This window comes from Streptosporangium sp. G12 (assembly GCF_052983175.1).
The window spans coordinates 95,424-109,419 of sequence record NZ_JBRIQO010000019.1; the positions used below are offsets into that span (position 1 = coordinate 95,424).

Here is a 13,996-nt window from a genome sequence, read left to right on the forward strand (position 1 = left end):
CCGGTACGGCCCCTGTCTCCGGGTGCCGGAAACGTTCGGTTATTCGGCGGCGATGGCGGAGCCCCGGCGCGGCCGGTGAAATGAGTCATCCGGTGACCGCGCCCCGCGGACCGGAACTCTTCGAAGGCGAAACGGACCCCGTGACGGTTCCTCCTGTCGTCTCCACGACCAAGGGAAAGTGATGGCAATGGCGAAGCATTACACGAAGACGGTCGGCGTGCTCCTGGCGGCGATGGTCGCGACCGCGGGGATGGCGCCGTCCGCACCGGCGGCCTCAGCCGCCCTGGCGTCACCCGTGCCGGCGGGGGCCCTCACCTGGATCAGGAACTTCAACAGCTTCAAGTGCCTGGCCATCGCCGGTGCCGACCGGAACGACAACGCCCCCGCCGTCCAGTTCAGCTGCGACAGTCACGGGTCGCGTGTCTGGTATCTCGTGGACAGAGGCAACAACCATTACTGGATCAAGAACAACTACACCGGTAAGTGCCTCACCATCGCCGGCGGCAGCCCCTACGAGAACGCCCCCGCCGTCCAGTACTACTGCGACGCACATCCGTCACGCCTGTGGTCCTTCGTCGACAAGGGCGATTCCAACTACCACATCCGCAATTACAACAGTGACAAGTGCCTCACCGTCGCCGGCGGCGGCACCACCAACAACGTCTACGCCAACCAGTACTTCTGCGACAACCATCGGGCGCGTCTCTGGTACTTCGTCACCCGATGACCCTCAAGATCGAAGGCCTGAACGGCTAACGGGCGCCCTGGGGATCGGCGGCCTCCCCCAGCTCGGTGAAGAGCGTGAGCTGGAGCCCGGCGGGCCCCTCAAGGCGGGAGTTGAGCGAGTTCCACGGGGTCCGGACGGGTTCGGCGACCACCGTCGCCCCGGCCCCGGCCAGCTCGGCGGTGACGGCGGCCGAGTCGTCCACCTCGAACGCCACCCGGATGTGCCCGGCCACCCTCCGCTCCCTCAGCCGCTCCTCGCGCCCTCGCCGCGTTCGTGGCCTTCGCCCCGGATGGCCGCGTACCGACGGGCGGCACCCTACTCCCCGCGCCCTCGACTTTCCCCGACACGGCACCGTATCGACGAACCGCCCGGGTGAAGCGTGTTGGATGTCCACCACACGGATCAGATCGTGGACGAGGAGGTGACCGCGGTCATGCCCCCGCGCCCCCTGATCGTCGAGACCCGGTTCTCGCCCGCCCGACGTCCCGTACCGCCATGATCGGAGAGAACGCAGTGACAGCCACCGTCGCGGCGCAGCCGCAGACCTCGGAGTCGTTCCTGGCCGGGCCGCTGCCCGCATACGTCTACGACCTGGTCGAACTCGGCGCCCACGTCAGGGACATCCGCGCCGCGCTGGGAGACGTCGAGCTGTACTACGCGGTGAAGGCCAACCCCGACCCGGAGCTGATGCGGACGCTCGCCCCGCACGTCGACGGCTTCGAGGTCGCCTCGGGGGGCGAGCTCGCGCACGTGCGGGAACACTTCCCGCACGCGCCGATCGCGCTGGGCGGGCCGGGCAAGACGGACGCCGAGCTGTTCGGCGACGTGACCCGCCTGCACGTCGAGAGCCCCGGCGAGCTGCGCCGCCTGCTCGCGTCCGGCCGCTCGGCGGACGTGCTGCTGAGGGTCAACCTGGACGTCCCGATCGCGGGGGCCTCGCTGGCGATGGGCGGCGGCGCCACACCGTTCGGGATGGACCCCGCGGGGATCGCCGAATGCGTCGCCCTGCTGGAGGCCCAGAGTGCCGTACGGCTGCGCGGGATCCACGCGCACCTGGCCAGCGGGCTCGACGCGCCCCGGATGCTGGAGCTGGCGGCGGCCGTCCTGGACTACGCGCGGACGCTGGGGGCGACCGAGATCAACCTCGGCGGCGGCATGGCCGTCTCCTACGCCGACCCCGACGACCGCTTCGACTGGACGGCCTACGGCTCGGGCCTGGCCGCCCTCCGTCGTCCCGGGGAGACGCTCCGGATCGAACCGGGACGCTCGCTGACCGTCTACTGCGGGAGGTACGTGACGCGCGTCATCGACGTCAAACGCGTCCACGGCGAGCTGTTCGCGATCGTGGCGGGCGGGACCCACCACATCCGCACCCCCGCCACCAAGGGCCACGACCAGCCCCTGGTCATGACGGAGGCCGGTGAGCCGATCACGATCGTCGGCCAGCTCTGCACTCCCAAGGACACCCTGGCCCGCCGGGTCCCCATCGCGCTCAAGCCCGGCGACCTGGTGGAGTTCACGATGGCGGGCGCCTACGCCTGGAACATCTCCCACCACGACTTCCTGATGCACCCGAAACCGAGCTTCCACTATCTGAGCCGCTAGGAACCGGCGGAGGCCGAGCCGGAGAAAGCCGCCGGCCGGCCCCGACCCGGGTACGGGAACGCCTGCCGATACGCATATGCTGCGCATCGTCGTTTTCATGTCAGGCAGCACCCAGAGGGAGAAGCTCACCGTGTACAAGGAGTTCGCGATCGAGGCCGTGGTCTGGGTGATCCCCGTCGTAGTGCTGCTCGGGCTCGCTTTCATGATCACTGCCTGATCCGGCAGGGCCCCGCCCCGGCGGGTCAGCGCTCGGCCAGGACGATCACCGAGTCGCCGGGGCCGAGGCGCAGCGGTCGCGACTTGTCCGGGTTGAGGACGACGCCGAAGTGCGGGGCCTCGTTCACGCGGTCCGCCAGGCGGTAGCCGATCGCGGTCTCGCCGCGGCGCCGGGCCGACTCGATCACCGAGGCGAAGTCGACCGGCGCCCCGGGGCGGACGTACCGCTCCGCCGGGCGCGGGTAGACCTCCGAACCCCCCGAGTCGAAGAGCTGGCCGAACACCTCGGCCAGGTGCCGGTTCTCGGCGAGCTGGGCCAGCAGCAGGCCGATCACCGTGTCGCTGATCACGATGTCGTCGGCCTTGGTGACCTCGGCCAGGCTCCGGTTGTTCTCGTCGTGCATCTCGCTGACGATGGAGTAGCGCTCGCCGAGCGAGGACTGCATGTCGCGCAACTGGAGCAGGGTCGTCAGGGTGCGCGTGTCGGCGTGGCCGGGGCTGTAGCGGTCGTCGGAGAGCACGATCACGTGCTGGTACAGGCCCAGGCCGAGCGACTCCAGCGCGTAACGGTCGGAGGTGTCGCACTCCTTGACGTTGACCGTCAGGTTGGACAATCCCTCGAAGCCGGTCGCCGCGTCGGGGTGGTCGGAGGCGATGTCCAGGACCGAACCCGGCGCGACGTAGCCGTCGAGATAGCGGACGACCCGGCGGCCCCGGCCGTTCCAGTTGAGGACCAGGGTGCGCTCGGGGCCCGGTCTGGTGTGCTCGACCATGACGATCGACTCCTCGCGGGCCGAGGGCATGCCGGCGGCCAGGTGGATCATCGAGTCGTCGTTGGCGATCACGATGATCTCGTCGGAGTCGGCGATCACGGTGCTCATGGGCGGGTTCAGCATGACCTTCCCGGCCTGGCGCAGCCCGATCACCGTGGCGGTCTGGTACGCCGGGAGCACCTCGCCGTACGTCATGCCGGTGAAGTCGGGGTCGGAGCGCAGGTAGATCTCCCCGTCGCCGAAGTCGAGCAGGTCCATGCAGACCACGGACATGCCCGACTGCCGCGATGACTGCACGATGAGCCGGGAGGCGGTGTCGTCGGAGTCGACGAGGTGGACGCCGGGACCGCCCGCGAGACGCGCGGCGGCCATGTTGGAGCTCTCGGCGATGGCGGCCACCACCGGCGGGTGGCTGCCGGGCCGTTTGGCCAGGGCGAGCAGCGTCTTGATGACGTGCGCGTCGGGGTCCTCGCCCTGCGGGGAGAGGACGACCACCGAGCGGGCCCCGGCGAGGTTCATCAGGTCGAGGTCGGTCGGTTCGGTGGGCCGCCCGGTCCGGCAGACCAGCCTGGTCCTGCCGGTCTCGCCCGCGAACTGCCGGATCTCGTCCTCCATGGCGATCTTGTCCTTGTCGGCGAGGATCGTGATGACCGACCTGCGGTCGCTCGCGTGCGCCTGGACCAGCTCGCTGACGATCGTGAAGACCTGCTCCGACCAGCCCAGGACCACGATGTGGCCGGTCTCGATGATCCGGGACCTGCCCTTGCGCAGCTCCTCGAACCTGCTCTTGAGGTCGTTGGAGAGGATGCCGACCAGGGCGCTGACGATGAAGAGCCCGCCCAGCGACGCGACGAACATCAGGGCGACGAACGGCGCGCTGCCGGTGTCGCTGGCCACCTTCCCCGGGCTCAGCGCGCGCATCAGCGTCATCCACAGCATGCCCGGGGCGCCGTGGTGCTTCGCGGCCTCGTGCGGGGTCAGCCACAGACTCAGCGTCGTGACCAGCAGGATGAGGCCGAGAGAGACGAGGGCGAGCCATCCGATCAGCGCGGGCGTGCCCCGGGACATGGTGTTGTCGAACCAGTAACGCAAGCGTTCTCGAAACGTCGCCCTTGGCACGGAATTCCTCCCCCATAGGTAAAGCACAGTCGACAATTGTACAAAAATTACAGGTCGCCGAGTGGGGGTCGGGTGAACGCGCCGGAGGTCGCCGGTACGGGCGCCCGGCGCCGCGCGGGCCGGGAAACCTCGTGGGCCGGGAAACCCTCATGGGCCGGGGACGGGCGAGGTGCGCGAGCCGCGACGGCCCCGCGGCGGGGCGGTTCTCAGGGCCGTTCCCGGGCCCTTCCCCGAGATCGCGTCCTTCGTCCTCGGGAAGGGCCCGGAAGCGCCGTGAGGAAATGGCCAAGGGCCTTTATGCGGGCGACTCCCGGAATAAGGCCCTGAGTCGCCAGAAAACCACATGAAACAGGTGAGTCGGGTTATTTAGCCGTTTATCCGGTTTTCGGTTCGCCGCAACGCCGGAGCCGGTGCCCGTCGCGATCTCCGGAGGCCCGGCCGGTGCCGATGGCGTGTCTCCGTCCCGGTCGGGTCTCCGGTCGCGGGCCCGGGTTCGTCAGGGAAGTTTGGTCCAGGGGCCCGGGGCGTGGTCGTCCTTCGGGATCCACAGCGCGGGCTGGAGCTCGCGGAGTCGCGGGGCACAGCCGTCGTTCCAGGGGAAGCGGCCCGCGGCGTCCGGCCAGACGATCTCCATGAAGGACAGCGGGGGCCGCCGGTAGAAGTGCAGTGCCGTGCCGAACAGCGACCGGTACCAGCTCGTGTCCACCGTTCTCGCGACGACCGGGTAGTTCCTGATCACGTCGTCCCGCTCCCGGGCCTCGACCAGGTGACGCCCGGCGGCGACCTCGTCGGCCAGGGTGTCGAGGCAGTTGCCCATCACGTCCACGCGGAGACCGAACATGGCCACCTCGGGGGAGCGGAGCGTGTGCCACAGCCCGACGGTGAACGCCCAGCCCGGCCCGTCCTCGTCCTCCGGGACCATGACGACCGCCCACCCGCGATCCCGGACACTTCGCATCGTCCTGAGGCCGGCCTCGTCGAGTTCCACCTCCTGCTCGACGCACAGCAGACAGTGACACGCGCTCTGGTCGAACATATGCCTGATCGTAGTGCTTTGTGGTCGTTCATGCCTACAAGTCCGACCGTGCCTGCCCTGCTCCGGCCTCACCCCGGGCGGGGACTATTTGTGCGCGAGGGTTGACAGTGGTTATCGCCGATGTAACTATCGCAAAAATCTTACAAATATCTGAAAATAGATTCGAGTAACTCGAATGAAAAGCGGTAGGAAATCATCAAGCGTCGACAAGGCATTTGAGCTGATCAGTGCCGTGTCCGGAAGCGGTCAGTCCGGAATGACCCTGGGCGAACTCGCGGCGCATACCGGCGTCGCCGTCAGCACCGCCCACCGCTACGCCATCTCGCTGCTGGAACTGGGCGTTCTGGAGCGGGACGCCACCGGGGCCTTCCGGCTCGGGGTCACCCTCATCACCCTCGCCGGGCGCTACCTGGAGGAGGACGGGCTCCGCGCCGCGGCCCAGCCGTACCTGGCCGAGCTGGTGGAGATCAGCGGGGAGACCGTTCACCTCGGGGTCCCGGTCGGCCACCACATCGTCTACGTCGACAAGGTGGAGAGCGCCAAGTCGGTGCGCCTGGTCTCCCGGATCGGCAGCCGCGTACCGCTGCACTGCACCGCGATGGGCAAGGCGGTCCTCGCCTTCCTGGACGAGCCGCGCCGCGCCGAGATCCTGGGCGTGCGGGCGGAGCCCCGCACGCCCAGAAGCCTCACCGGCGACGCGCTGCTCGCCGAGCTCGACACCGTACGCGACCAGGGCTTCGCGATCGACGACGAGGAGAACGAGGAGGGGGTGCGCTGCATCGGCCTGCCGATCATGAACGCCTCCGGCCGCCCGGTGGGGGCGTTCAGCGTGTCGGCACCGGCCGGACGGTTCAGCGTCGGCGACTGCCACCGCCTGGCGCCGGCCGCGCTCGGGATGGCCGCGGACATCGGCCGCCGCATCGGCTACGCCGCCCCCAGGACCCGCAAACCCGCCTGATCCCGCCCCCTCCACGGATCCGCAGCTCGCAACGCAAGGCCTGTATGGAAGGAAGTGCAACGAATGTCCGCTCTCACCTCGCCGGACGCCTCCGTCATCACCGTCCGTAACCCCGGCACCGGCGAGCAGCTCGGGGAGGTGGAGGCGGCGAGCGCGGAGCGGGTGGCCGCGGTCGTCGAGACCGCCCAGGAGGGCCGGCGGGCGATGGCGGCCATGCCCGCCCACGAGCGCGCGGACCTCCTGCGCCGGGTGGCCGGCCTGATCGAGGCCGAGCGGGACGATCTCGCCGCGCTGCTCGCCGCCGAGAACGGCAAGCCCGTGCAGCAGACCCGGGGCGAGGTCGACGCCGCGATCCGGATCTTCCGCGGGTACGCGGGGGAGGCCACCAGGCTCTTCGGCCGCCAGATCCCGCTCGACGCCGTTCCCGGCCTGGAGCGGCACCTCGCGGTGACGATGCGCGAGCCCCTCGGCGTCGTCGCGGCGCTGGTCCCGTTCAACTACCCGGTCGAGCTGTACGCGCACAAGGCCGCCGCGGCCCTCGCCGCGGGCAACGCCGTCGTCGTCCAGCCGCCCGCCCGCTGCCCGCTCGCCCTGCTCAGGGTGGCCGAGCTCGTCGAGCGGGCCGGCGCGCCCGCCCACGCCCACCAGCTGGTCGCCGGAGGCGTGCAGGTGTCCCAGGCGCTGGCTCAGCACCCCGGGATCGCGGCGGTGAGCCTCACCGGCAGCACCGCGGCGGGCCGCGAGATCGCCCGCCTCGGGGCCGCGACCCTGAAGAAGGTCTTCCTGGAACTCGGCGGGAACGACGCGCTCATCGTCTGCGACGACGCCGACGCCGAGGAGGCCGCCCGAGCCGTCGTCCTCGGCCGCCTGGCCAGGGGGAACGGGCAGATCTGCTGCGCGGTCAAGCGCGTCTACGTCCAGGACGGCATCCACGACGCCTTCGTCGAGTCGCTGCTCGGCCAGACGGCCAAGCTCTCCGTGGGCGACCAGCTGCTCGAGGAGACCGACGTCGGCCCCCTCATCGCCGAGGAGGCCGCCGAGCGGGTCGAGGCGGCCGTCGGCAGGCTCGTCGGGGAGGGGGCCAGGCTCGCCGCCGGAGGCGGCAGGCGCGGCGCGTTCGTCGACCCGGTCGTGCTGGTCGACGTGCCCACCGCCAGCCCCACCTTCGCCGAGGAGATCTTCGGCCCGGTGGCGCCCGTCGCCCGCTTCACCGATCCCCTCGACGCGGTGCGGATGGCCAACGAGTCCCCGTACGGCCTGCACGCCGCGGTCTTCACCCGGGACGTCTCGCGGGCGTTCTCCATCGCGCGGCGCCTCGACGTCGGCGGGGTCGTCATCAACGGTTCGACCGCGCTGCGCGCCGAGAACCTGCCGTTCGGCGGTACCAAGGACACCGGCGGCTACCGCGAGGGCCTGCACGAGACCGTCCTCGACTTCACCCGGCAGAAGACGGTCGTCGTCATGGAGGCGTTCGGATGAGCCTGGAGCTCCGGGGCGTCCGCAAGGACTACGGCGGCGTCGAGGTGCTGCACGGGGTGGACCTGGTGGGCCACCCCGGCGAGGTCCTCGCCGTGGTCGGCGCGAACGGAGCCGGCAAGTCGACCCTGATCAGGATCCTCGCCGGTGCCCAGCCCATGAGCGCGGGCGAGATGTGGATGGACGGCGAGCGGGTCGAGCTGCGCTCGCCGCACGACGCGCACGCCCGGGGCATCCGCACGGTCTACCAGGAGCTGACCCTGGTACCCCAGCTGTCGGTCACCGAGAACCTGCTGATGGGGCACTTCCCCAGGAAGCGCGGCGGGCTCATCGACTGGCCGGCGGCGCACGCCCGCGCCGGGGAGCTGCTGGAGAGCATCGGCTTCGGCGCGATCGACCCGCGTACCGTCGCGGGCCGCCTGACGGTGGCCAGGCAGCAGATGGTGGAGATCGCCAAGGCGCTGGTGGACGAGCCGCGGGTGCTGGTGCTCGACGAGCCCTCCGCGGTGCTGGCCGGAAGCGACCTCGAGTCGCTGTTCGCGCTGATCAGGCGGTTGCGGGAGCGCGGGGTGCTGGTCGTCTACGTCTCCCACCGGCTCGCGGAGGTCCTGGAGCTCGCCACCTCGATCGTGGTGATCAAGGACGGCAGGATCGTCGAGACGACCGAACCCGCCCGTACGGGCGAGAACGAGCTGATCCGCCTCATGGCGGGCCGCCGCCTCGAACAGATCTACCCCGACCGGCGCGCGGACCCCGGCGAGGTACGGCTCAGCGTCTCCGGGCTCACTCGCGGGGGCGAGTTCGAGGACGTCTCGTTCTCCGTGCGCTCGGGGGAGATCGTCGGGCTGTTCGGCCTGGTCGGCTCCGGCCGCAGCGAGCTGGCCCGGTGCGTCTTCGGCGCCGAGCCCGCGTCCGCGGGCCAGGTGCGCGTCCGGTCCGGTGCCGGGCTCGTGGAGCGGCCACGTTCCCGGCCGGGCGCCGAGTCCCTGTCCGCGGGCGAGGCGGGTGCCCGGTCCGGCGCCGAGCCCGCGTCCGGTGTCGAGCCCGCGTCCGGTGTCGAGGCCGCGTCCGCCGACCGGGCACGCGGCCGGTCCGGGGCCGTCGGCTTCCGTACGCCGGCCGAGGCCATCGCGGCCGGGCTCGCGCTCGTCACCGAGGACCGTAAGCGCACCGGCCTGGTACTCGGCATGAGCGTGCTCGACAACATCACGCTCACGACCCTGCACTCGGCCACCCGGGGCCCGCTGATCGACACGGGCCTCAGGCGCAGGAACGTCGCCGGCATGATCGACCGGCTGGGCATCCAGCCCTCGGGGTGCGCCTCGATGCCGGTGGCCAACCTCAGCGGCGGCAACCAGCAGAAGGCCGTGCTCGCGAAGTGGCTGCTGGCCGAGCCGCGCGTGCTCATCCTCGACGAGCCGACCCGCGGTGTGGACATGGCGGCCAGGGTCGACATCTACCGCATGATCGACAACCTCGCCCGGCAGGGCCTCGCCGTCCTGCTCATCTCCTCGGACCTGACGGAGGTGCTCGGCGCCACCGACCGGGTGCTCGTGATGAACCAGGGGCGCATCACCGGCGACCTGCGTTCCGACCGGACCACGGAGGACGAGATCCTCGCCCACTCGATCGGGCGGACGGCATGACCCGCACACCCCCGGAGGACAGCATGACCCGGCCAGCCCGGAGTGACCACATGACCCGGCCCACCCGGAGGCCCGCCCGGCCCGGGGGGATCGCGTGACCGGGCAGCCGGCGGGGCCCGCGTCCACCGACGCGGCTCCCACCACCCCGAGTCCCGAGGCCTCCTCCGGCCCGGCGCCCGCCGGTCCGGCGGCCTCGATCCACGGAAGGTTTCCCCGGCTGGTCCTGGCGGGCCGGGACCTCACCGCGCAGGTCGCGTTCGTCACGCTCATCGTGGCGCTCGTCGCGGTGGCGGCACTCACCTCCGACACGTTCCTCACCCCGCCCAACCTCACCAACCTGCTCAAGCAGATGGTCACCACCGGCCTGCTCGCGTACGGCATGCTCGTGGTGATCCTCACCGGCGGCATCGACCTGTCGGTCGGGTCGGTGGTGGCCTTCTCCGGCATCATCACCGCCGGTCTCGTCTCCGACCTCCCCATCCCGATGGCGACGGTCGTGGGCGTCGCCTGCGGGATCGGGTTCGGGCTGGTCAACGGCGTGCTGGTCGCCCGGTTCGGGCTGGCGCCCTTCGTGGTGACCCTGGCGGCGCTGACCACCGTCAGGGGCCTGGCGTTCGTCTACTCCGAGGTGCCGATCACCCCCGAGGACCCGGCGTTCCTCACGCTCGGCTCGGCGATGCTCGGCCCCGTCCCGCTGAGCACAGTGATCATGCTGGCCGTGTTCCTCGCGGGCGGCCTGTTCCTGACCCGCTTCCCCGCCGGTCGCTCCATCGTCGCGATCGGCGGCAACGCCGAGGCCGTCCGGCTCGCGGGCATCGACGTGCGCGGGCACGTGATCCTCGCCTACACGATCAGCGGCGCGTGCGCCGGTCTCGCGGGCGTCATCCTGGCCAGCCGGGTGGGCATCGCCCAGCCGAGCGTCGGGGTGGCCTTCGAACTCGACGCGATCGCCGCGTGCGTGATCGGCGGGGCGAGCCTGGCGGGCGGGCGCGGGTCCGTGAAGGCCACCTTCGGCGGCGTCCTGGTCCTCGTACTGATCAACAACCTTCTCAACCTGTACGGCGTGCAGAGCTTCTGGCAACAGGTGCTCAAGGGACTGATCATCATCGCCGTCATCCTCGTCCAGCGTGCCAACCAGACGCGCACCTGACGTACCCGCTCCACCACACCCCCCGAGGTATACCGAAATGAACGCCAGAAAATTCAGCGGCCTGCTGGCCACCGGCCTTCTCGCTCTCAGCCTTGCCTCCTGCTCCTCGTCCGGTGAGGGCGGGCCCGCCGCCTCCGCCTCCGGCGACGGCTCCTACACGATCGGCGTCGCCAACTTCATGCTGAGCGGCCCCTACTTCAGCGGCATGGACAAGGCGATCGCCGCCCAGGCGAAGAAAAAGGGCAAGATCGAGATCATCAGCACCGACGCCAACGGCGACGCGGCGAAGCTCGCCTCCAACGTCGAGGACCTGCTGAGCAAGAACGTCGACGCCATCATCATCTCCGGCGGCCCGCTGGAGTCGGCGCCCGCGGCGCTCAACGCGGCCAAGACGGCGAACAAGCCCGTGGTTTTGGTGGACCGCAAGTTCCAGACCGGCGAGTACACCAGCTGGATCGGCCCGGACAACAAGGCGATCGGCGTGCAGAACGGCCGGTTCCTCGCCGAGAAGCTGCCCAAGGGCGGCAAGGTCGCGATCATCAAGGGCGGTCCCGCCGACAACAGCATCGGCCTCGCCCGTACCGAGGGCGTGAAGTCGGTGCTCGCGAGCACCGCGGGCATCACGCTCGTCGAGGCCCCCGACTTCGGCAACTGGGGATCCGACGGCGGCCTGACCGTGATGGAGGGCCTGCTGGCGACCAACCCCGACCTCGTCGCGGTGTTCTGCGAGAACGACGCGATGTGCCTGGGCGCGCAGCGCGCCATCGCGGACGCGGGCAAGGCCGAGCAGATCGTCATCGCGGGCGTCGACGGCCAGGCCGAGGCGCTCAAGGCGATCCTCGACGGGACCAACTACCTGGTGACCGGCCTGAACGACGCGGACATCATCGGCGCCATGGGCCTGGACCGGGCGGTCGAGATCCTGGGCGGGGCCAAGGTCGAGAAGGACACCGTGGTGCCCTCCCCGAGGGTCACCAAGGAGAACGCGGCCGAATACCTCGACCCGAAGGGCGGCTTCTAGCCCCTTTCCGGTCCGCGGCCGTCCGGGGGACGGCTCGTGGAGTACGGCCGGTTGTGAACGGCACCCGGGTGGCGGTCGGCGACGCCACCCGTGGTCGCCCGGTACCGGGAACGGAGGTGCGCACACCCGCGAGGGCGCGGGTCGCGTCCAGGCACGAGCAACGCCTTACTCGTCGAGTGAAGGGCACGTAACCCATGCGAAGCAACGTCAGAGGGGCCGCGCGCAAGGCGGCCCTCGCCGCGGTCACCACGACCGTCGTGGCAATCACCTCGTTCGGGGTCGGCACCCCCGCGACGGGCGACGCCGCGGCGCCGGCCGGGGCCCGTACTCCCGGTCCGAGCATCCCGAGCACCCCGAGTGCGTCCGGTGCGCAGGCCAAGGCGGGCGCGGAGAGCAGGGCGGGTGCGGCGAAGAGCGCCGCCGCCTGGACCCTGCTGCACTCGGAGAACTTCTCGGCTCCCATCAACACGGGCAACGCGCCGTGGGTCAGGGAGAACTACACCACCCCGTTCGACACGATCATGGACGACTCCGGCCAGTGGTACCGCAACGACTACGGGTCGGCCTGGACCACCGCGTTCAACTCCTTCGCCACCTACCGCAAGGAGTTCCCGGTCGGCCAGGGAGGCTGGCTGACGGCTTCGCTCTCCGCCCGCGACTGGAACAAGGACGGCGTCATCGAGTCGCCGCCGTCGATCACCACCGCGACGGTGGGCGGCGCGCCCGCGGCGGTGCTCAACGTGCCCGACCACACCGGCGGGGCGATCTTCCGGCCCACGAACAAGTTGCCCGACCAGTACCGCGTCGAGTACAAGCTCAAGACCATCGACTTCGGCGGCAAGCGGAACGGCTCGATCGAGTACGACGGAAAGATCAACGGCTACGGCACGCAGGGATGCAAGACGCAGCACCCCTGGGGCGAGGGGTCCAGGAGCCCGGGCTGGAGCGGCAACGCCGCCGCGCCCTACTGCGAGTGGCAGGACGTGCGGTCGGGCCCGTACGGCTACAACGGTTTCCACTTCATGTCGATCGTGGACTTCGCCAACCCCGCCCCGAGGAACAACCACTTCTGGCACTACCGCCGCAAGGTGCTGATGGACTCCTTCTCCCAGCACCCCGACCGGGTCGGCAGCGGCACCGGCGGGCGGGTCTGCGACTCCAACACCAACCAGTACTACAACTACCGCGACGGCAACTTCAACACGGTCAACATGTGGATCAGCGGCCTGCCCAACTGGACGCCGGGACCGGGCGGCCTCGCGGGCAACTCCCAGTGGTTCATGACGAGCTGCTCCGGCGGCGTGGCCGAGCAGCAGCTGTCGTCGGCGGCCGAGCTCCAGCCCGAGCTGATGCCGAACCAGTCCTACACCTTCGCCATCGAGCGCGACGCCACCGGCTACGTGCTCGAGGCCAGCGGCAACTTCGCCCGGGTCGGGCAGAAGACGATCCGCTTCCACCGCCCCTTCATCGTCGGCAACGCGCCGATCTGGCACTACAACGTCAAGCCCGGCGAGTACGACGGCCGCTACAACGCCACCCTCGTCCAGAACGACGTGAACGGCAGCGCGTCCTGGCCGAACCAGTGGCCGGCCGGCTCCCAGTATCCCGACTACTTCGTGATCGGCGACCTCTACACCAACGTCTACGAGGGCAGCGCGAGCCTGACGGACATCCGCCTCTACGTCCCCGAGACGACGCAACCGACCCCCAACCTGGCGCTGAACAAGCCGGCCACCGCCAGCGGCCAGTGCGCGGCCGGCGAGGCTCCCGCCAAGGCCGTGAACGGCAGTTGGACGGCCGGCACCTCCGACAAGTGGTGCGCGCTGGGCGCCGGCAAGTGGCTCCAGGTCGACCTGCAGTCGAGCACGCAGGTGGGGCGGTTCGTGCTGCGCCACTCCGGCGCGGGCGGTGAGAAGACGGCCTGGAACACCCGCGACTTCGACCTCCAGGTCAGCACCAACGGCACCACCTGGACGAACGTCGTGAGCGCCCGGGGCAACACCGCCAACGTCACCACCCACACCGTCACACCCGTCAGCGCCCGGTACGTCCGGCTCAACGTCCTCACCCCGACCAGCGACAGCGATACCGCGGCCCGCATCTTCGAACTGGAGGCCTACGCGAGCTGACGAGGCCACGCCCGGCCGGCGAGCCCCCATCCGGCGGGCGTCCCGTCGGCCGGGCCGGGGGTGGATCGCCGGTTCCGGCCGGGCGTGAATCGCCGGTCCGGATCCAGCGTGAATTGCCGGTCCGAATGCTGCCAGCCCGG

The 13,996-nt window shown here is 70.4% G+C and carries 11 protein-coding genes; 8 read left to right on the plus strand and 3 right to left on the minus strand.

Annotation, left to right across the window (positions count from 1 at the left end; translation table 11 throughout):
• Positions 1–187: 187 nt before the first annotated feature.
• Positions 188–727, plus strand: coding sequence for an RICIN domain-containing protein (locus tag ACVCAG_RS27635; protein WP_440086213.1), 540 nt, complete (start codon positions 188–190; stop codon positions 725–727).
• 25 nt (positions 728–752) lie between these two features.
• Here ACVCAG_RS27635 and ACVCAG_RS27640 read toward each other — a convergent pair whose 3' ends face one another.
• Complete coding sequence (locus ACVCAG_RS27640; protein ID WP_440086212.1) at positions 753–959, minus strand: VOC family protein; 207 nt, start codon at positions 957–959, stop codon at positions 753–755.
• A 281-nt stretch (positions 960–1,240) separates the two neighbouring features.
• Between ACVCAG_RS27640 and ACVCAG_RS27645 the strand changes: the two genes are divergently transcribed.
• Entirely contained in the window at positions 1,241–2,332 is a 1,092-nt protein-coding gene (locus ACVCAG_RS27645; RefSeq protein ID WP_440086211.1) for an alanine racemase, read from the plus strand.
• Positions 2,333–2,574: 242 nt separating this feature from the next.
• Here ACVCAG_RS27645 and ACVCAG_RS27650 read toward each other — a convergent pair whose 3' ends face one another.
• Complete coding sequence (locus ACVCAG_RS27650) at positions 2,575–4,440, minus strand: CASTOR/POLLUX-related putative ion channel (RefSeq protein WP_440086210.1); 1,866 nt, start codon at positions 4,438–4,440, stop codon at positions 2,575–2,577.
• Positions 4,441–4,936: 496 nt separating this feature from the next.
• Positions 4,937–5,476, minus strand: a complete 540-nt coding sequence (locus ACVCAG_RS27655) for a DUF4262 domain-containing protein (RefSeq protein ID WP_440086209.1) — start codon at positions 5,474–5,476, stop codon at positions 4,937–4,939.
• A gap of 175 nt (positions 5,477–5,651) precedes the next feature.
• Here ACVCAG_RS27655 and ACVCAG_RS27660 point away from each other — a divergent pair, with 175 nt between their 5' ends.
• The 6 genes from ACVCAG_RS27660 to ACVCAG_RS27685 all read left to right on the plus strand — a co-directional run bounded on the left by ACVCAG_RS27660 (position 5,652) and on the right by ACVCAG_RS27685 (position 13,856).
• Complete coding sequence (locus tag ACVCAG_RS27660; RefSeq protein ID WP_440086208.1) at positions 5,652–6,434, plus strand: IclR family transcriptional regulator domain-containing protein; 783 nt, start codon at positions 5,652–5,654, stop codon at positions 6,432–6,434.
• Between the two features lie 63 nt (positions 6,435–6,497).
• Positions 6,498–7,913 carry an aldehyde dehydrogenase family protein gene (locus ACVCAG_RS27665; protein WP_440086207.1) on the plus strand — a complete coding sequence of 472 codons (1,416 nt, stop codon included), beginning with the start codon at positions 6,498–6,500 and terminating at the stop codon, positions 7,911–7,913.
• Positions 7,910–9,556 (plus strand): ATP-binding cassette domain-containing protein, encoded by a 1,647-nt coding sequence (locus tag ACVCAG_RS27670; RefSeq protein WP_440086206.1) that lies wholly within the window; start codon positions 7,910–7,912, stop codon positions 9,554–9,556. The genes ACVCAG_RS27665 and ACVCAG_RS27670 overlap by 4 nt, the downstream gene beginning before the upstream one ends.
• A 94-nt stretch (positions 9,557–9,650) precedes the next feature.
• The gene (locus ACVCAG_RS27675) at positions 9,651–10,706 is read left to right on the plus strand and encodes an ABC transporter permease subunit (protein WP_440086205.1); all 1,056 of its coding nucleotides are present in this window, start codon (positions 9,651–9,653) and stop codon (positions 10,704–10,706) included.
• Positions 10,707–10,743: 37 nt separating this feature from the next.
• Positions 10,744–11,727, plus strand: a complete 984-nt coding sequence (locus ACVCAG_RS27680) for a substrate-binding domain-containing protein (RefSeq protein WP_440086203.1) — start codon at positions 10,744–10,746, stop codon at positions 11,725–11,727.
• 194 nt (positions 11,728–11,921) lie between these two features.
• Positions 11,922–13,856 (plus strand): discoidin domain-containing protein, encoded by a 1,935-nt coding sequence (locus tag ACVCAG_RS27685; RefSeq protein WP_440086202.1) that lies wholly within the window; start codon positions 11,922–11,924, stop codon positions 13,854–13,856.
• The last annotated feature ends 140 nt before the right edge of the window (positions 13,857–13,996 follow it).